Raw genomic sequence first — 18,535 nt, forward strand, 5'->3', positions numbered from 1 at the left:
TGAAGGACCTTTCGCAAATGAAGCTAGGAATAATTATACTGGCCAGTATGTTATTAATACCAAACTCGCCAGTCCAGTATTAAAGGTGAAAATGTCCGACAATCCTGTGAACACCAATAGCCCCGGGCGTCCCAAGGACATGGCAAAACGCCAGGCAATTCTCGAAGCGGCGAAAACCCTGTTTCTGAGCAATGGCTACACCAGTACCAGCATGGATGCCGTGGCTCTTGAGGCCGGCGTGTCAAAATTGACCGTGTATAGCCATTTCACCGACAAAGAAACCCTGTTCACCGCTGCCGTGGTGGCCACGTGCGAAGAACAGTTACCGGTGATGTATTTCGAGCTCCCCAAAGGTGTGCCCGTGGAGACCGTGCTGCTGAACATCGCACGGGGCTTTCATCGGCTGATCAACAGCGCAGAATCGGTGAACCTGCACCGCCTGATGATGACCACCGGCAATCAGGACGTGAAACTCTCACAGATCTTCTTCGAAGCCGGCCCCATGCGCATGCTCCAGGGGATGGAGCGCCTGCTCGGCAAGATCGACCAGAGCGGCGCCCTGAGCATCGATAAGCCGTTTACGGCAGCCGAACATTTCTTCTGCCTGCTCAAGGGCACGGCGAACTTCTGTTTGCTATACGGCTGCGGCGGACAACTGAGCGAGGAAGCCGCCGAAGCCCATGTGCAGGAAGTGGTGGGGTTGTTTATGCGGGCTTATCGGGCCTGAGCCCGGGTGTTATCCGGGTGGCCTCATCGGGGGGCAGTCCCCCTCCCACATTTGATTTGTGAATACACTCAAGTGTGGGAGGGGGCTTGCTCCCGATGAGGCCCTCAAGGCCAATGAAGAGTCAGGGCTTGAGCGCTTTCTTCGGGTAAATATCATACCGGCTGGACTTGCCATCCAACGCATGGCTCGGCTTGGGCCCCTCAATACACGGCGCCTTGCGTGGGCGCTTGACCACCACACGGTGGCTGGCCAGGGCCAGTGCGGCCGCGAGCAACGCCGGCGCGTCCGGATCATCGCCCACCAAGGGGCGGAACAGGCGCATTTCTTTCTTTACCAGGGCAGTTTTCTCACGGTGGGGGAACATCGGGTCCAGGTAGATCACCTGGGGTGGCTCGCCTTGCCAATTGAGCATCACGTCGATGGAGTTGCCCTTGAGCAACTGCATGCGCGCCACGATCGGCGCCACCTCGAAATCATCCGCGCCACGTGCCAGGCCATCTTCGAGCAAAGCGCCGATCAGCGGTTGACGCTCGATCAGGCTCATCTCGCAGCCCAGGCTCGCCAGTACGAACGCATCCTTGCCCAGCCCGGCCGTGGCATCCAGCACACGCGGGCGCACGCCCTGGGCGATGCCCACGGCCTTGGCGATCATCTGCCCGCTGCCACCGCCATATAAGCGCCGGTGCGCCGCGCCGCCTTCGACAAAATCCACACGCACCGGCCCCGGTGCGTCAGGCCCAAGCTGTTGCAGTTGCAGTCCCTGTTCCCCGACCTGCAGGGAAAAGTCCGCCGCCTCCAGCTGCAACGGCAGCCCAAGCTGCTCAGCCCATTGCTCGGCACGCGCCTGGAAACCTTCGGCCAAGGCCTCGACCCGAATGCGGCTGGCCGCTGGTTGTTCGCTCATCAATCGCTACGCTCAAAAATATTAAGGATCGGCCAACACTGGCCGATAAAACCAACAGTCAGGTATTTTGCCAGAGCTGAGCGTCGACCGAGAAAAATGTCAGACATTCTTCCCCTAACCATCGGTGTACTGCCGACCCACAACCATTACGGCCTGCGCAATACTCAAGCGCTGGCCGGGGTGAGTCATGTGTGGCAGGACTTCTTCGCCCGCGCGTTGGCCGAACAGCTTGGTGATTCACCGAACGCGCTGGCCATCAAGGCGCCTGCAACCCTGGACCCTGCGGTAGAACCCAGCGAAGGCGCCGATCTGTTGGCGCAGATCCTCACCCAGCGTGAATGCGACGTGATAGACACCGAAATCGCCCCACCTGAGCCGCTGTTCCTGCCGATCGCCGAATTCGAAACCGAGTTGCTGCCGCCTCCCGCCACACCTTTTGCGCCAGAAGAAATTGTCGCCCAGCAGCGCCAACAGAATTTCGACAGCGGCTGGGTTCGCCCGCTCGTGCTGAACGCCGGCCAACCACTGCCTGAACCTGGCCCCGCACCGCAACCGCGCCCACTGCATCTGCCGATTGCCGAGTTCGAGCTGGACCTGCTGCCACCGCCAGCCACGCCGTACCCACCGCAAGAGCTGGAGGCGCAACAGAAGGCGCTGGACTTCGATTACCACTGGGCGCGCCCACTGATCCTCAACAACCTGCGCCTGGCCGCCTGATTCAACGCTTGAAAAACCCATTGGCCTGGCTGAACGGCATCTTGCGCTCGGTGAATTCGAACGTGCCCGACTCATACATTTCCTGCGCCGCCCGGTAGAACTCGCCATAGGCCGCCAGGGCCAAAGCCGAACCGACGCTGATACGCCGCACTCCCATCTCGCTCAACTGCGCCACGCTCAATTTCAAGCCACCGGACATCAACACATTCACCGGCTTGGGCGCGACCGCCTTGACCACTGCCAACACCTCTTCGGCAGTGCGCAACGCCGGGGCATACAACACATCGGCGCCGGCTTCGGCGTAGGCTTGCAGGCGGCGAATGGTGTCAGGCAGATCCAGGCGCCCGTGCAGGAGGTTTTCTGCGCGGGCCGTCAGCGTGAAGGCATAGGGCAAGCTGCGCGCAGCCGCGGCAGCCGCCTCAACACGCTCAACCGATAAATCGAATGGGTAGATCGGGTCGGCCGCGATGCCGGTGGCGTCTTCGATAGAGCCACCGACGATGCCCGTGGCCGCCGCCCGCAAAATGGTTTGGGCGCAGCCTTCGGGGGTGTCGCTGAAGCCGTTTTCGAGGTCGGCCGCCACCGGCAGGGAAGTCGCCCGGACAATCATTGAAGCATTGCCAAGGGTGTCTTCCAGCGATAGCGCGCCCTCGGCATCCGGCCGTCCCAGGCTGAACGCAAACCCGGCACTGGTCGTGGCCAAGGCTTCAAAACCCAGGCTGGCAAGCATGATGGCGGAACCGGCGTCCCACGGATTGGGCATGACGAAGGCGCGATCACCTTCATGCAGGGCCTTGAAGGTATCGGCGCGCAGGGCTTGTGCGTCCATGGCTCACTCCTGTCGGAAAAAGGAGCCTTAGAGTAACCCCAGTTGCTCCGCTGCGGGTTCTCGATGCAAGGTCGGCAAAGGCGGCAGGCCTGGCAGGCGCACCATCAATTTGGCGTGAAAACGCAGTGCCAGTTGCGCGGCCAGGCGATTATCCGACGTGTGCAAAAACACGTAGGGCGTGCGCCCTTCCTCGATCCAGCCGGCGATCTTTTCCAGCCAAGGGATCAGGAACGGGTCATTGGCCTCCAGTTCCGGATGGCCGATAAACCGTACCTGAGGAAACTGGGTGAGCGCCGCCGGGCGCGGTGGCACCTTGGGCTTTTTCGATTGAGCATGCAGCACCGCGGCCGAGGTGGAGGTGCAACTGAACAGGGCGCGGGGATCCAGGCAGATACGCTCGACACCACGGTCACGCAACAAACGGTTGAGCATCCGCTCGGCATCACCCTTGGCGAAGAATTCCGGATGACGCACTTCCACCGCCAGCGGGCGCTCCAGGCCATCGATGAACCCGGCCAGTTCACCCAGGCGCTGTGGCGAAAAGGTCGCCGGCAGTTGCAGCCACAACGGTGAAATGCGCTCGCCCAACGGGCTCATCAAACCGACAAAGCTTTCCGCCGCCGGCAATTGCTCACGCAAGTCACCACCGTGGCTGATATCGCCGGGGAACTTGGCGGTGAAGCGAAAATCCGCAGGCATGATTTCAGCCCAGCGTTGCACCGTGGCGGCCGAGGGGCGGGCATAAAATGTGGTGTTGCCTTCAACGGCGTTGAAAACCTGGGAGTACAGCGCGAGGTAATCGCCGGAACGCGCATCGGCCGGGTACAAATACTCGCGCCAGGCGTTTTCGCTCCAGGAAGGGCAACCGATGTAGTAAGGCAGGCGCATCAGATGTGGATATCGAGACCCAGCACTTCCATATCCCATTCGACAAAGCCGGCGGTGGTCAGGTAGCTGGCCAGGGCGGTGGCGACGCTTTTGCTCATGGAGCGCGGGAAGACCATGTCTTGCTGGCGGGCAGGCAGACCGCCGATACGCGAGCCTGTGGAACCCTGGGCGTTGGAGGGCGAGTCGGACTGTAACTCAATGAAGTCCGGCGAATCTTCAACGGACTCGTCTACCGTCACGCTCGCCTTACGTGGCTTGCGTTTGATGGGGTAGGACTGTGAGGAAAATCCGTCTATACGCATACATGCAGACTCGGAATCGATGATGGCAATTTAGCGGCACTTTCCATGGCGCGCAAATGCTCTGGTGCTAACTAGAACACATAATTTGTAAAAGGTTTAGAAACCCGCGCAAATTCTGACGATTGGCGAAATTTGTCGGCCAAATCCCGCCTTTTTGACGTCAAATAATCCCGCGTTCGGCCTTGGTCTGCGCCACTTTATCGCGAAGATAAACCGGTGCCGCCTGATCGGCCGGGATGGCTTCGCCGCGCTCGAAAGCGAAACGCGCCAGGGTCAGCAAGTCTTGCGCATGCGGCAACATATCGGCGGCCTGGCCGACGGTCTTCACGCCGAGACGCTCACCGTAACCCCAGCCGGTGCCGGCACCGAACCAATCGCCTTGGGCGTCATCGGGCAATACGGACGCCTCTGGCGCCTGAACCACTTCACTCCCCACCAGACGCATTTCCCCAGCGGTTTCGCGATAGCATCCCCAATACACTTCATCCATGCGCGCATCAATGGCCGCCGCGACCTGGGTCGCACCGTGCTCACGCAGCGCGCGCTGGGCCAGCACCGCGAGATTGGAAACCGGCAACACCGGGCGCTCCAACGCAAACGCCAGGCCCTGTACCACGCCGATGGCAATACGCACGCCGGTGAATGCACCAGGGCCACGGCCGAAGGCGATGGCATCCACGGCAGCAAGCGTGGTGCCCGCCTCCTCAAGCAGTTGCTTGATCATCGGCAACAGCTTCTGCGCATGCAGGCGCGGGATCACCTCGTAGTGGCTCGTTACCTTGCCGTCGTGCAGCAAGGCAACGGAGCAAGCTTCAGTCGCGGTGTCCAGGGCCAGCAGGGTGCTCATCGGTGTGGGTGTCCAAGTCGAAAAAAGTGCGCCAGTATAAACAACAACGGCCCGCAAGCGGGCCGTTGTAGATGAAGCTGATCAATGAATCAGCTCAGAGCCTGCAGCACCTTGGCGGTGATGGCTTCTACCGAACCGACGCCAGGGATGTGGCTGTACTTCGGCTTGCCCTGTGCAGCGGAAAGCTTCTGGTAGAAGTCCACCAGCGGTTTGGTCTGGGAATGGTAGACCGAGAGACGATGGCGCACGGTTTCTTCCGTATCGTCCTTGCGCTGCACCAGGTCTTCGCCGGTGACATCGTCCTTGCCTTCAACCTTGGGCGGGTTGTAAACGGTGTGGTACACGCGACCCGAGGCTTCGTGAACGCGACGACCGGCGATACGTTGCACGATCTCTTCGTCCTCGACGGCGATTTCAACCACCGCATCCAGCTCCACGCCGGCCTTCACCAAGGCTTCAGCCTGGGGAATGGTGCGCGGGAAGCCGTCGAACAGAAAACCGTTCTTGCAATCTTCCTGGCTGATGCGTTCCTTGACCAGGTTGATGATCAGGTCATCGGAGACCAGGCCGCCGCTGTCCATCACGCTCTTGGCGATCAGGCCCAGCTCGGTGCCGGCCTTGACGGCAGCACGCAGCATGTCGCCGGTGGAGATTTGTGGAATGCCGAACTTCTCAGTGATGAACTTCGCCTGAGTACCTTTACCGGCCCCGGGAGCTCCCAGCAGAATGACGCGCATCGATGTGCTCCTCAATTTTTTATAGAGATGGTGCCCGGATTCGCCGCGTAGGGGCAAATCTCGTAGAAATATGAAGCTTGAATATGTGGGTCCAGGCCGAATCAAACGGCCAAAGGCTGATCAAGATACACAGCGGGCCGTCACCATACAAGCCGCCAAAAGTCGCAGGAACCCGCGCCGGACATGCGTCATAGGTAGGGTATGCCTGAGTGCAACCCGCCGGCACAAACGCCGACCGCCCCTTTCCGGGCGGCCGTCGTGGTTTATCTGCAAGCCGTTGAGAACACTTGGAAAACTTCAGCCGGTATTGCGCAAGCCGGCGGCAATACCGGCCACGGACACCAGCAGCGCCTGTTCCAGAGGGCTGTCTTGCTCGGCTTCCTGTTGACGCGAGCGTGCCAGCAACTCGGCCTGCAGCAGGTGCAGAGGGTCGAGGTAGGTGTTACGCAGACGGATGAACTCCAGGGTGTCCGGGCTATGGGCCAGCAGTTGCGACTGACCGGTCAGGCCAAGTACCACGCTGCATGCCTGCGACAATAGGTCGCGTAAGTGCGCACCCAGCGGCAACAGGTCAGGCTGCACCAAACGCTCGTCATACAGGCGGGCAATGTCGGCATCGGCCTTGGCCAGCACCATTTCCAGCATGTCGATGCGCGTGCGGAAGAACGGCCACTGTTCGCGCATCTGCCCCAGCAACTCACCTTCGCCGCGTTCCAGCGCCTTGCTCAAGGCGGCCTCCCAGCCCAGCCAGGCCGGCAACATCAGGCGGGTCTGGGTCCAGCCGAAGATCCACGGAATGGCGCGCAGGCTTTCAATGCCCCCCGCACGCCGTTTGGCCGGGCGACTGCCCAGTGGCAGACGCCCCAGCTCCTGCTCCGGCGTGGATTGGCGGAAGTACTCGACGAACTGCGGATTTTCCCGCACTACGGCGCGGTAGGCGCTGACACCGTCGGCGGCCAGTTCGTCCATCAAATCACGCCAGGCAGGCTCGGGTGGCGGCGGAGGCAGCAGGGTGGCTTCCAGTACGGCCGCCAGGTAAAGGTTGAGGTTTTGCTCGGCAATGTCGGGCAGGCCGAACTTGAAGCGGATCATTTCGCCTTGTTCAGTGGTGCGAAAGCGCCCCGCCACCGAACCCGGCGGCTGCGACAGAATCGCCTCGTGAGCCGGGCCGCCGCCACGGCCGACGGTGCCGCCGCGGCCATGGAACAACAGCAGTTCCACCTGTTGCTCGCGGCAGATATCCACCAGGCGTTCCTGCGCCCGGTACTGCGCCCAGGCAGCGGCTGTGGTGCCCGCGTCCTTGGCCGAGTCCGAGTAGCCGATCATCACTTCCTGCGGCCCTTGCAGGCGCGCCCTGTAGCCCGGCAACTGCAACAGCGTTGCCATCACCGGACCGGCGTTATCCAGGTCAGCCAGGGTCTCAAACAGCGGCACCACACGCATCGGGCGTTGAACGCCCGACTCTTTGAGCAGCAATTGCACCGCCAGCACATCCGACGCGGCGCCCGCCATGGAGATGACATAGGAGCCCAGCGACGCCGCCGGGGCGGCAGCGATTTCCTTGCAGGTATTCAACACCTCAGCGGTCTCCGCAGAGGGTTTGAAGTAGCCCGGCAACAAGGGCCGGCGATTGGCCAACTCCTTCATCAGGAAGGCGATACGGGCCTCTTCGTCCCAGTCCTCATAGCGGCCGAGGCCAAGGTAATCGGTGATTTCGGTCATGGCCGCCGAATGTCGACTGGAATCCTGACGCACATCGAGACGCACCAGGAACAAGCCGAATGTCACCGCACGGCGCAGGCAATCGAGCAGCGGCCCATCGGCGATCACGCCCATGCCGCACTCATGCAGCGACTGATAGCACAGCTCCAACGGCTCCAGCAGCTCGCGGTTGTTTTGCAGCACTTCGGCGGTGGCCGGCGTGGCGGCCGTCAACGCGGTGTGCGCCCATTGGCGCGTGGCGCGCAGCCGTTCACGCAGTTGCTTGAGCAAGGCGCGATAGGGTTCGACGCTGTCACCGACCCTGGCTTGCAATGCCGCGCTGGCTTGCTGCATCGACAACTCCGAGGCCAGGTGGTCGACATCACGCAGATACAGATCGGCCGCCATCCAGCGTGCCAGCAGCAACACTTCACGGGTGACCGGTGCGGTGACGTTGGGGTTACCGTCGCGATCCCCGCCCATCCACGAGGCAAATCGAATCGGCGCCGCCTCCAGGGGTAGATGCAATCCGGTAGCGGCGAATAACGCCTTGTCGGCCTTGCGCAGATAATTGGGAATGGCGTACCACAACGAATGCTCGATCACCGCAAAGCCCCATTTGGCTTCATCCACCGGGGTGGGCCGTACGCGGCGGATTTCTTCGGTGTGCCAGGCTTCAGCGATCAGCCGTTGCAGGCGCTCGCGGATCTGCTCGCGCTCGGCCGTGGTGAGATCACGGTGATCCTGCAGGGCCAGTTGCGCGGCAATCGCATCGTACTTCTGGATCAGGGTACGACGGGCGACTTCGGTGGGGTGGGCCGTGAGCACCAGTTCGATCTCCAGCCGCGCCAATTGGCGGGCCAGGGACTCGTTGCTGTGACCTTCGCGTTGCAGGCGGGCCAGCAATTGCGGTAGTACCCGGGACTCGAAGGGCGCCGGTTGCGACTCATCGCGTCGATGAATCAGCTGGTACTGCTCGGCGATGTTGGCCAGGTTAAGGAACTGGTTGAAGGCTCGCGCCACGGGCAGCAGTTCATTTTCCTGCAACTGGTTCAGGCTGGCGCTCAATTCATCGCCAGCCCCTCGCCGGTCAGCCTTGGCGCCTTTGCGGATCTGCTCGATCTTGTCGAGAAAATCATCACCGTACTGCTCTCGAATGGTGTTGCCCAACAGCTCACCCAGCAGGTGAACATCCTCGCGCAAGCGTGCATCGATATCACTCATCAGCCAATCTCCAGCCAGAAATCCGGGACGCGCAGGGGTTCAAGAGTGCCGCCGACGTCGGTTTCTGACAAGGCTTTAAACCTTATCAATTGCAGCTAGTCTCAACTATGAGTCGCCGTGTTATCCACATCAGCGACTGGTCACTCATCAGCGCCCGCAACCCGCGGGCATATTGAGGTAGCCATGAAAATTCGAGAACTGGCCCAGCATTGGGAAGAAACCGCCAAGGGTCGCATGACCAAAACCGAATACGCGATCCATCTGGATGTGGAGGCCGCCGCGAGGCTGGCCGCCATTGCCGAGATGTACCCCAAGCGCCACACCGAAGAACTGCTCGGCGAACTGATCGGCGCCGCCCTTGAAGAGCTCGAAGCCAGCTTTCCGTACGTCAAGGGTCAACAGGTGATTGCCACCGATGAAGAGGGCGATCCGTTGTATGAGGACGTCGGCCCTACCCCACGCTTTCTCAGCCTGTCGCGACGCTATCTGCATGATTTTTCGGCGAGTGCCGATAAACAGAAGCACTGACGAACCACTCTAAAAACCGGTAAACCCCTTGTATTCCGGGCCTTTCACAGGCTCGGAGTACCGCTGCGCGCGACGAAAGTTCCATCTTCAAAACGCTGACCAGTCAGTCAAATATTTTTTTAGGCAAATCGCCATCTTCTCTGAACTTTTGAAAAAAGCCTCAGGTCACAGCCAGTAAGCCATCAACTTGGAACGGCCGTTTGAAAGGGCATTTCGAGCTTTACCGCCGGGCCCCAACCGCTGACCAACGAAGTGGATTTTGATGTTTTTCAGGAGTTATCCAATGGAGTTGAAGACGATGAAAACCAGCACTGCCAAATCCTCGTTTAACCACCTGCGCGGGCTCAAATTGGCCGCGCTGGCGATCGGCACCAGCTTCGTACTGGCGGGTTGCGCAGGCAACCCTCCGACTGAGCAATACGCGGTGACTCAATCGGCTGTTAACAGCGCAGTCAGCGCTGGCGGTACCGAGTTCGCGGCTGTGGAAATGAAATCGGCCCAGGACAAGCTCAAAGAAGCCGAAATCGCCATGCACGACAAGAACTACGACAAAGCCCGTCAGTTGGCTGAACAAGCCGAATGGGACGCTCGCGTTGCAGAGCGCAAGGCCCAGGCAGCCAAGGCTCAACAGGCCGTGAAGGATTCCCAGAAAGCTGTTCAGGAGCTGCGTCAGGAAGGTATGCGCCCGGCTGTTATCCAGCAGAAATAAGCCCGCTGCCCCTGATTGCATTGCACCCGAAATCGAACTGAAAGGACGACACGATTATGCGTAAACAACTGATGATCCCTGCCCTGTTGGCAATGAGCGTTGCTCTGGCGGCCTGCTCCACCCCACCGAACCAGAACCTGGAAAACGCCAAGACCAATTTCGCGGCTTTGCAGACCAACCCGCAAGCCACCAAGTTGGCGGCCCTGGAAACCAAGGACGCCAGCGATTGGCTGGACAAGGCTGAAAAAGCCTACCGTGACAAGGAAGACGAGAAGAAAGTCGACCAGTTGGCCTACCTGACCAACCAGCGCGTTGAAGTGGCCAAAGACACCATCGTGCTGCGTGAATCCGAAGCCAAGCTGAAAAACGCCGGTGACGAACGTGCCCGCGCCCTGCTGCAAGCCCGTGATGCGCAGATCAAGCAACTGCAAGACAGCCTGAACGCCAAGCAGACCGATCGTGGCACCCTGGTGACTTTCGGTGACGTGCTGTTCGCCACCAACAAGTCCGACCTGAAATCCAGCGGCCTGGTCAACATCACCAAACTGGCGCAGTTCCTGCGCGATAACCCGGACCGTAAAGTGATCGTCGAAGGCTACACCGACAGCACCGGTTCCGATTCGTACAACCAGAGCCTGTCCGAGCGTCGTGCCGCTTCGGTACAACGTGCACTGGCGCAACAAGGCGTGGATATCTCGCGCATCGTGACCCAGGGTTACGGCAAGGAATACCCGGTTGCCGACAACGGCAGCGCATCGGGCCGTGCCATGAACCGTCGCGTTGAAGTGACCATCTCCAACGACAACCAGCCAGTCAAGCCGCGCTCCAGCCTGGCTAACTGATTGATTGAAGCTGGATAAAAAAACCCACCGGAGACGGTGGGTTTTTTCGTTCAGTACTGGATCTGGGGTTTATTTTCGTCGGCGCCGAAAGGATCAAACTCCAGCTTGCGCTTCAGTTCATCTCGCTTCGCGAGGGGCGACTCAGCCTCGCACTCGCTGCACTCATCCAGAATCTGCTGCGCCCGGGCCATGTCCAACATCCTACTGATCGCACCGATATTCACCGTGACTTCCCCCCTGGCTGACTATTCGTAAGTTACCCGTCAGCACCGCTGACTGGGCATTGAGTGGCGTCTTACGGAATACGGTTCCAGATATTTCAGAAACGGTTAATTGGAGCGATTTACTGCTGAAGTTGCGGTGTTTCCTGGCCGAGGCAGCGCACAGCCTGTTTCTTGTTGTTGACCAACACACCGCTGAGGCCCTTCTGTTCGGTGTCGAACATCACCAGCACACCGTCAACGCACTGCGCCACTTGCGCGGCCGGGGTCAGGGAGATTTTGTAATCCTCTCCCGGCACGGTCTTGAGCATCGTGAAATCGCTCAGAAGCAATGCGTCCTCCGGCTTGGCGAAATGCAGGTAGCCATAAAACCACAGGCAACCGACGGTACCGATGATGGTGCCGATACCGGTGAGGATCAGTGGGATCATGTTGCGTTCTTCACTCATTGCGGGCTCTCTGATGAATCAACTTTAGGAGTCGGATAATTCGGGATCTCGCCCAGGCGGCGCAGGCCGTTGAAGTGCTGCGGGTCGTCCAGATAACGCAGCATCACGGTCTGCCAGGTCTTGTCGGCAAAGGTCTGCACATGATCGCCACGGGTCAGTTGCAACACACGTGGCGGCGGCGCGGCCTGATACAAGCGGATACCGTTGGCCAGCGGCACAATCGGGTCATCCAGGCTATGGAACAGCAGCTTGGGGACACCGGTCAGCGCCGGCATGGCGTTGATCGCACTGTCGGCGTCGGGCACCAGCCAGGACAGCGGCACCTGGAATGGCCATGTTAACCAGGAAGTGCTCAAGGCGAATTGCCCTACGTCACGATAACTGGCGGGCACGCCATCCAGCACCAAGGCCTTCAGTTGGGTTTGACGCTCCGGGTGCGCGGCCAGGTAATGCACAGCCAGCGCACCGCCCAGGCTTTGCCCCAGGATAACCAGGGGTTGGCCCCGGGTTTCAGGCGCTTGATCGAGCCATTGCCAGGCCGCATCGATATCCTGGTAAATCGCCGGCAATGACGGTTTACCCTCCGATAACCCGTAGCCACGGTAGTCGAGCATCAACACCTGATAGCCCTGCTCCGGCAACCACCAACTGCCACCGAGGTGCCAGGCCAGGTTGCCGCCATTGCCGTGCAGGTGAAGCACCGTGCCCTTGAGCGGCACGCCGGGCTTGGCCGGCAACCACCAGGCGTGAAGTTTTACCCCGTCAGCGGTCGTGAGGGTGACGTCACGGTAGTGCAGGTGCGCTTTTTCCGGCGTGAACGGCAGGCCGGGTTCGGGATAGAACAGCAGCGAACTGCAGCCGCTCAATGTCAGTAACAGGCACAGAATGCCGAGGACTCTCATCCGTTAAAGCCTCCACAGGCCAATACCCTAAAGAATATTGGAGTAATCGGCCTCGATCCGGTCCAGGCTCAAGTGGTTGAGGAAGTTGGAAAAGCACATCCAGGCCGCCAACGCGTTCATGTCGCGAAACTGCTCGGGCAGGTATTTGGGCGGTACCACCAGGCCTTCGTCGACCAGTTGGCGCAAGGTGCGCATGTCTTCCAGGGTGGTCTTGCCGCAGAACAGCAGCGGCACTTGCTCCAGCTTGCCTTTGCGCACGGCGAGCTGGATGTAGTTGTAGACCATGATAAAGCCCTTGAGGTAGGACAGATCCTTGGTAAACGGTAAGCCGGTCGGCACCGAACCTCGGAACACCCGGCTGGCATTGCCGTAGCTTTCAGCCATCTCAAAGCCCTGCTCGCGGAAGAACTCGAACACCTGCAGGAAGTCGGCGCCCTCTTCCACCATATGGATGGCGCGGGTGCGGTTGGTCAATTTACGCAAGCGGCTTGGGTAAGAGGCGAAGGTGATGATTTCCATCAGAATCGCCAAGCCTTCCTGGGTCACGGTGGACGACGGTGGGCCCTTGGACAGGAACGTGCAGATCGGCTGGTTCAGGCCGTTAAGGGTGGTGCCGACGTGGACCAGACCTTCATGCACCTCCAGGGCGCGCACATCGCGCTCGTTGAACATCGCGTCGGCGCGGATCTTGATGTAGTCGGCCCCCGCCGCAGCGTCGGCGACGATACCGTCGGACTCGAACACACGGATGGTTTCCTCGGCCTCGCCAAACACTTTATTCAAGCGGGTTTGCAGCAAGGCGACGGCATCCTTGGCCGTCAGGGTCTTGGCTTCGTCCTTGAGGTCGCCACGGCCGTCGATATTGTTCAGGTAGTCGGAGAGCATCAGGCCGAGGTCCGCCAGGGTCGGGTCGCCGGCATGGAACGCATCGGAGGCGGCGCCGTACAGCTCCTGGGAAATCAGGCCGAAATCCTCGGTGCCGCGAGCTTCGAGCATGCGCACGACCATGCGGTACTCGCGGCACATGCGGCGCATGATCTGCCCGACCGGGCTGAATTGGCCGAGACGGCGGGTAATGTCCCGCTCGATGTTCTGGAACTCCAGCTTCACGGCGCTGGAATCGAACGACAACGGTCGGTTGAGGTAGTAATCACGATCCACGGCAGGCATGGCCTTGCCCTTGGCCTTGAGAAACCCCTGGCGAATATTTTCGTCCCACTTCACCGCGTCAAGGACGCGAATCGGTGTTTGCGCCAGCACAATGCGATCAGACAAGGTGCGTATCGTCTGCTGGTAATCGTCCACCTGGTGCTTCCTCTATAAACGTTATCGGCTCGCGCGCTGCAGGTGCAAGGTGAGTTTTACCTGGAGCGTAGTGTCAGACCGAAGCCAACACCAAATGCATGTATCGCTTGAGAATCGCGAGCATCTCTTCACCGGTCAGCGGCTCCAGACCGTCAAGCAGGCCCTGATACTCCATCCGACCGATAATCGCCGTCAACACTTTGGCATCCTGTTGCGGCTCGCGAGAGCCCAGTACCTGGAAAAACTGCCCGGTGCCCTGCAACAGAATCTGCTGGTGGGAACGCACCAGCTCGGCCAGGCGCGGGTTGAGCAGCGCTTCCTGACGAAACGCCTGCTCGGCCATCAGGTACTCGCGACGGTTGGTCAACTGGCGCAAGACGTAATCGGCGGTCAGTCGCGCAATATCATCGGCCAATTGCGAACGGGATTCGGGGCTGCCATCACCATAAGCGACCATTTCGCGCAGCAGACCCTCATTGCGCACCCACAGCTTGCCCATGTAGGCCGCGCTGCGTTCGACGTATTGGGCAAACGTGTCGGTGAGCAGATCATCGATATCCTTGAAGTAATAGGTGGTTGCGGACAGCGGCACACCCGCCTCCGCCGCCACGGCGCGATGGCGCACGGCGCGCACACCGTCACGCACCACGATGCGCATCGCCGCATCGAGAATGTCTTGCCGACGTTGCTCGCTGCCCCGGCGACTGGCCTTGCGGCCCTGGTACTGGACACTTTCAGCCACGGCAGCCGCAATGCCGGCGGCGCCTTCTTGAGCCATTACGCGGTTCACCACACACATCCTTGCATTGATCAAAATCTGGCGCTGTTCGCTTGACGCTTATAGACGCCGCATAAAAAAGCCGCCTTATATAAGGCGGCTTCGGATTACGCTACGGTCACGCTTGTGGCCGCATGTGCGGGAACAAGATCACATCGCGGATCGACGGTGAGTTGGTCAACAACATCACCAGACGGTCGATGCCGATACCTTCGCCCGCCGTCGGCGGCATGCCGTACTCCAGGGCGCGGACGAAGTCGGCGTCGTAGTGCATGGCTTCGTCGTCGCCGGCGTCCTTGTCGGCCACCTGGGCCATGAAGCGCTCGGCCTGGTCTTGCGCGTCGTTAAGCTCGGAGTAAGCGTTGGCGATTTCGCGGCCGCCGATGAACAGCTCGAAACGGTCGGTGACGTTCGGGTTGTCGTCGTTGCGACGGGCCAGCGGCGACACTTCGAACGGGTACTGGGTAATGAAGTGCGGCTGTTCGAGCTTGTGCTCCACCAGCTCTTCGAAAATCATCACCTGCAGTTTGCCCAGGCCTTCGAAACCCAGCACCTTGGCGCCGGCTTTCTTGGCAATGGCACGGGCCTTGTCGATGTCGTTCAGGTCGTCAGCGGTCAACTCAGGGTTGTACTTGAGGATCGAATCGAACACCGACAGGCGCACGAACGGCTCGCCGAAGTGGAACACCTTGTCGCCGTACGGTACGTCGGTGCTGCCCAGGACCAACTGCGCCAGCTCGCGGAACAGCTCTTCGGTCAGGTCCATGTTGTCTTCGTAGTCGGCGTAAGCCTGGTAGAACTCCAACATGGTGAATTCTGGGTTGTGACGAGTCGAAACGCCTTCGTTACGGAAGTTGCGGTTGATCTCGAAAACTTTCTCGAAGCCGCCCACCACCAGGCGCTTGAGGTACAGCTCGGGGGCAATACGCAGGAACATTTCCATGTCCAGCGCGTTGTGGTGGGTTTCGAACGGCTTGGCTGCGGCGCCGCCAGGAATGGTCTGCAACATCGGCGTTTCGACTTCGAGGAAGTCGCGCTTCATCAGGAAGCTGCGGATGTGCGCGATGACTTGCGAACGCACGCGGAAGGTCTGGCGCACGTCTTCGTTGACGATCAGGTCAACGTAGCGCTGGCGGTAGCGCTGTTCGGTGTCGGTCAGGCCATGGTGCTTGTCCGGCAGCGGGCGCAGGGATTTGGTCAGCAGGCGCACGCTGGTCATTTCGACGTACAGGTCACCCTTGCCGGAACGGGCCAGGGTACCTTCAGCGGCGATGATGTCGCCCATGTCCCAGGTTTTCACCGCGGCCAGGGTTTCTTCAGGCAAGGTCTTGCGGTTGACGTAGACCTGGATACGCCCGGTCATGTCCTGGATCACCAGGAACGAACCACGGTCGAGCATGATGCGACCGGCAACCTTGACCGGGATTGCAGCCTCTGCCAGCTCTTCCTTGGTCTTGTCCGCGTACTGTTTCTGCAAGGCATCGCAGTAGTTGTCGCGGCGGAAGTCGTTGGGGAAGGCATTGCCCTTGGCGCGCTCGGCAGCAAGCTTTTCCTTGCGCAGGGCGATCAGGGAGTTTTCTTCCTGTTGCAGGGCTTGCGGGTCGAGTTGTTGGTCGCTCATGTCTTTAAATCTTCCATCAGGTTCGTTGTCCCCGGCCTGCGGCCGGGGATCGCCGGCAAGGGATTACAGGCCGGATTTCAGGCTGGCTTCCAGGTATTCGTCGATATCACCGTCGAGTACCTTGTCACAATCGCTGCGTTCGATGTTGGTGCGCAGATCCTTGATCCGCGACGCGTCGAGCACATAGGAGCGGATCTGGTGACCCCAGCCGATATCCGACTTGGTGTCTTCCAGCGCCTGGGAAGCGGCGTTGCGCTTCTGCATTTCCTGCTCGTACAACTTGGCCCGCAGCATTTTCATGGCGGTGTCCTTGTTCGCGTGCTGGGAACGTTCGTTCTGGCAGCTGACCACCGTGTTGGTCGGCACGTGGGTGATACGCACGGCAGAGTCGGTGGTGTTTACGTGCTGGCCACCGGCGCCGGAGGAGCGATAGGTGTCGATCCGCAGGTCGGCCGGGTTGATCTCGATTTCCACCTTGTCATCGATCTCCGGCGAGACGAACACCGCAGAGAACGAAGTATGGCGACGGTTGCCGGAGTCGAACGGGCTCTTGCGCACCAGGCGGTGCACGCCGATCTCGGTACGCAGCCAACCAAAGGCGTATTCGCCCTTGATATGCACGGTCGCGCCCTTGATACCGGCGACTTCACCGGCCGACAGTTCCATGATGGTGGCGTCGAAACCGCGTTTGTCGGCCCAGCGCAGGTACATGCGCAACAGGATGTTGGCCCAGTCCTGGGCTTCGGTGCCGCCGGAACCGGCCTGGATATCCAGGTAGGCGTTGTTCGGGTCCATTTCGTGGCTGAACATGCGACGGAATTCAAGCTTGGCGAGGTTTTCCTCGAGACGGGCCAGCTCGGCGACGACATCGCCCACTGCGCCTTCGTCGTTTTCTTCGACGGCCATGTCCAGCAGGTCACGGCAATCGGCCAGACCGGCATTCAATTCGTCGAGGGTGTCGACGATCTGCGCCAGCGCAGCGCGCTCGCGGCCCAGTTCCTGGGCGTATTCAGGTTTGTTCCAGACACTCGGATCTTCAAGCTCACGATTGACTTCGGTCAGGCGCTCATGCTTTTGATCGTAGTCAAAGATACCCCCGAATAGTTTCGGAGCGCTCGGACAGGTCCTTGATGGTGTTAAGGATCGGGTTGATTTCCATGGCGGGCAGCACTCGTTGGCGAACTTTTGAAAGCCGGCGAGTATAACGGCAATCGGGCTGAAACGGCAGCCCGCTTGGCGAAAAGGCGGGGTTTGCTCCCTGCCACCCGGTTATTCGATACCGACCTGATTGCGCCCGTTGTGCTTGGCCATATACAACCCCTTGTCCGCCGCCATGATCAACTGCCGATAATCCGTGCCCTGCTTGGGCGTCAGGGTCGACAGGCCGATGCTGATGGTCAGGCACGACCCCTCGGTCGGCGCGATGTGCGGGATTTTCAGGGCCGCCACCGCCATGCGCAGCTTTTCCGCGACCAGTCGGGCGCCGCCCGGCGAGGTGCTCGGCAGCACCAGGGCAAATTCTTCACCGCCATAACGCGCCGGCAAATCCGAAGGACGGCTGCTGGCCTCGCGAATGGTGGCAGCGACCTTGCGCAGGGCTTCGTCGCCTTCGACATGGCCGAAGTTGTCGTTGTAGCTCTTGAAAAAGTCCACGTCGATCATCAACAGCGAGAGCTGGGTCTGGTCACGCATGGCACGGCGCCACTCCAGCTCCAGGTATTCGTCGAAGTGGCGACGGTTGGACAGCCCGGTGAGGCCATCGGAGTTCATCAGGCGTTGCAGCACCAGGTTGGTGTCCAGCAACTGTTGCTGGCTGACCCGCAGCGCACGGTAGGCCGCATCCCGTTGCAGCAGCGTCATGTAGGAGCGCGAGTGATAGCGAATGCGCGCCACCAGCTCGATGTTGTCCGGCAGCTTCACCAGGTAGTCGTTGGCGCCTGCAGCAAAGGCAGCGCTCTTGATCAGCGGGTCTTCCTTGGTGGACAGCACGATGATCGGGATATTCGCGGTGGCCGGGTGGTTGCGGTATTCGCGAACCAGGGTCAGGCCGTCCAGCCCCGGCATCACCAGATCTTGCAGGATCACCGTGGGCTTGATGCGAATCGCCTGGGCAATCGCCTGATGCGGATCGGCGCAAAAGTGGAAGTCGATGTTCTCTTCATGGGCCAGGCCGCGTCGCACGGCTTCGCCGATCATCGCCTGGTCGTCAACCAGCAACACCATGGCGGCATTTTCATCGGTCTTGAAGTCGTCGAGCTGTAAATCATTCATGTGCAGTCACCTGAATTACCACCTGCAAACCAG

At 60.3% G+C, this 18,535-nt stretch carries 20 protein-coding genes; 5 read left to right on the forward strand and 15 right to left on the reverse strand.

The window, feature by feature from the left end; genetic code table 11:
• The first annotated feature begins 91 nt into the window (after window positions 1–91).
• Window positions 92–727, forward strand: coding sequence for a TetR/AcrR family transcriptional regulator (locus DK870_RS24020; RefSeq protein WP_060754019.1), 636 nt, complete (start codon window positions 92–94; stop codon window positions 725–727).
• Between the two features lie 121 nt (window positions 728–848).
• Here the strand turns inward: DK870_RS24020 and DK870_RS24025 are convergent, their stop codons facing one another.
• On the reverse strand, window positions 849–1,631 hold the full coding sequence (locus DK870_RS24025; RefSeq protein WP_060754018.1) for a class I SAM-dependent methyltransferase: 783 nt from the start codon (window positions 1,629–1,631) through the stop codon (window positions 849–851).
• Window positions 1,632–1,727: 96 nt separating this feature from the next.
• Between DK870_RS24025 and DK870_RS24030 the strand changes: the two genes are divergently transcribed.
• Complete coding sequence (locus tag DK870_RS24030) at window positions 1,728–2,348, forward strand: energy transducer TonB (protein ID WP_161549865.1); 621 nt, start codon at window positions 1,728–1,730, stop codon at window positions 2,346–2,348.
• A gap of 1 nt (window position 2,349) precedes the next feature.
• On the opposite strand, the gene DK870_RS24035 is transcribed toward DK870_RS24030, so the two are convergent.
• The 6 genes from DK870_RS24035 to ppc form a co-directional block, all read right to left on the reverse strand.
• Window positions 2,350–3,177: an oxaloacetate decarboxylase gene (locus tag DK870_RS24035; protein ID WP_161549866.1), complete on the reverse strand. Its 828-nt coding sequence runs from the start codon at window positions 3,175–3,177 to the stop codon at window positions 2,350–2,352.
• Between the two features lie 27 nt (window positions 3,178–3,204).
• On the reverse strand, window positions 3,205–4,065 hold the full coding sequence (locus DK870_RS24040) for a DUF72 domain-containing protein (RefSeq protein ID WP_090366420.1): 861 nt from the start codon (window positions 4,063–4,065) through the stop codon (window positions 3,205–3,207).
• On the reverse strand, window positions 4,065–4,367 hold the full coding sequence (locus DK870_RS24045) for a hypothetical protein (protein WP_060754014.1): 303 nt from the start codon (window positions 4,365–4,367) through the stop codon (window positions 4,065–4,067). Before DK870_RS24045 ends, DK870_RS24040 begins: the two co-directional genes overlap by 1 nt.
• Window positions 4,368–4,527: 160 nt before the next feature.
• A complete protein-coding gene (gene tsaB / locus DK870_RS24050; protein WP_060754013.1) occupies window positions 4,528–5,214 on the reverse strand; it encodes a tRNA (adenosine(37)-N6)-threonylcarbamoyltransferase complex dimerization subunit type 1 TsaB in 687 nt (228 codons plus the stop codon).
• An 89-nt stretch (window positions 5,215–5,303) separates the two neighbouring features.
• On the reverse strand, window positions 5,304–5,951 hold the full coding sequence (gene adk / locus DK870_RS24055; RefSeq protein WP_010212617.1) for an adenylate kinase: 648 nt from the start codon (window positions 5,949–5,951) through the stop codon (window positions 5,304–5,306).
• A gap of 297 nt (window positions 5,952–6,248) precedes the next feature.
• Window positions 6,249–8,876: a phosphoenolpyruvate carboxylase gene (gene ppc, locus DK870_RS24060; protein WP_161549867.1), complete on the reverse strand. Its 2,628-nt coding sequence runs from the start codon at window positions 8,874–8,876 to the stop codon at window positions 6,249–6,251.
• A gap of 183 nt (window positions 8,877–9,059) precedes the next feature.
• On the opposite strand from ppc, the gene DK870_RS24065 reads away from it, so the two are divergent.
• The 3 genes from DK870_RS24065 (at window position 9,060) to DK870_RS24075 (ending at window position 10,955) form a co-directional block, all read left to right on the forward strand.
• Window positions 9,060–9,404 (forward strand): pilin assembly protein, encoded by a 345-nt coding sequence (locus DK870_RS24065; protein WP_161549868.1) that lies wholly within the window; start codon window positions 9,060–9,062, stop codon window positions 9,402–9,404.
• 283 nt (window positions 9,405–9,687) lie between these two features.
• On the forward strand, window positions 9,688–10,113 hold the full coding sequence (locus DK870_RS24070; RefSeq protein WP_090366425.1) for a DUF4398 domain-containing protein: 426 nt from the start codon (window positions 9,688–9,690) through the stop codon (window positions 10,111–10,113).
• Between the two features lie 56 nt (window positions 10,114–10,169).
• Entirely contained in the window at window positions 10,170–10,955 is a 786-nt protein-coding gene (locus DK870_RS24075) for an OmpA family protein (protein WP_060754009.1), read from the forward strand.
• 50 nt (window positions 10,956–11,005) lie between these two features.
• Here the strand turns inward: DK870_RS24075 and DK870_RS24080 are convergent, their stop codons facing one another.
• The 8 genes from DK870_RS24080 to DK870_RS24115 form a co-directional block, all read right to left on the reverse strand.
• A complete protein-coding gene (locus tag DK870_RS24080; protein ID WP_161549869.1) occupies window positions 11,006–11,146 on the reverse strand; it encodes a hypothetical protein in 141 nt (46 codons plus the stop codon).
• Window positions 11,147–11,298: 152 nt separating this feature from the next.
• The gene (locus DK870_RS24085) at window positions 11,299–11,625 is read right to left on the reverse strand and encodes a hypothetical protein (RefSeq protein WP_104995690.1); all 327 of its coding nucleotides are present in this window, start codon (window positions 11,623–11,625) and stop codon (window positions 11,299–11,301) included.
• Window positions 11,622–12,527, reverse strand: coding sequence for an alpha/beta hydrolase (locus DK870_RS24090; RefSeq protein WP_161549870.1), 906 nt, complete (start codon window positions 12,525–12,527; stop codon window positions 11,622–11,624). Before DK870_RS24090 ends, DK870_RS24085 begins: the two co-directional genes overlap by 4 nt.
• A 27-nt stretch (window positions 12,528–12,554) precedes the next feature.
• Window positions 12,555–13,832 carry a flavohemoglobin expression-modulating QEGLA motif protein gene (locus DK870_RS24095; protein ID WP_060754006.1) on the reverse strand — a complete coding sequence of 426 codons (1,278 nt, stop codon included), beginning with the start codon at window positions 13,830–13,832 and terminating at the stop codon, window positions 12,555–12,557.
• Window positions 13,833–13,905: 73 nt separating this feature from the next.
• Window positions 13,906–14,622: a TetR/AcrR family transcriptional regulator gene (locus DK870_RS24100; RefSeq protein WP_174554022.1), complete on the reverse strand. Its 717-nt coding sequence runs from the start codon at window positions 14,620–14,622 to the stop codon at window positions 13,906–13,908.
• Between the two features lie 106 nt (window positions 14,623–14,728).
• Entirely contained in the window at window positions 14,729–16,231 is a 1,503-nt protein-coding gene (gene lysS, locus DK870_RS24105) for a lysine--tRNA ligase (protein ID WP_060754004.1), read from the reverse strand.
• 63 nt (window positions 16,232–16,294) lie between these two features.
• A protein-coding gene (gene prfB / locus DK870_RS24110) for a peptide chain release factor 2 (protein WP_104995687.1) occupies window positions 16,295–17,390 on the reverse strand; the annotation gives its coding sequence in 2 pieces (ribosomal slippage) (window positions 16,295–17,317 and window positions 17,319–17,390; 1,095 coding nt in all).
• 110 nt (window positions 17,391–17,500) lie between these two features.
• Window positions 17,501–18,502 carry a PleD family two-component system response regulator gene (locus DK870_RS24115; RefSeq protein ID WP_060754003.1) on the reverse strand — a complete coding sequence of 334 codons (1,002 nt, stop codon included), beginning with the start codon at window positions 18,500–18,502 and terminating at the stop codon, window positions 17,501–17,503.
• Between the last annotated feature and the right edge of the window lie 33 nt (window positions 18,503–18,535).

Origin of the sequence: Pseudomonas sp. Q1, from assembly GCF_009935975.1 — a bacterium.
GTDB lineage: Bacteria > Pseudomonadota > Gammaproteobacteria > Pseudomonadales > Pseudomonadaceae > Aquipseudomonas > Aquipseudomonas palleroniana.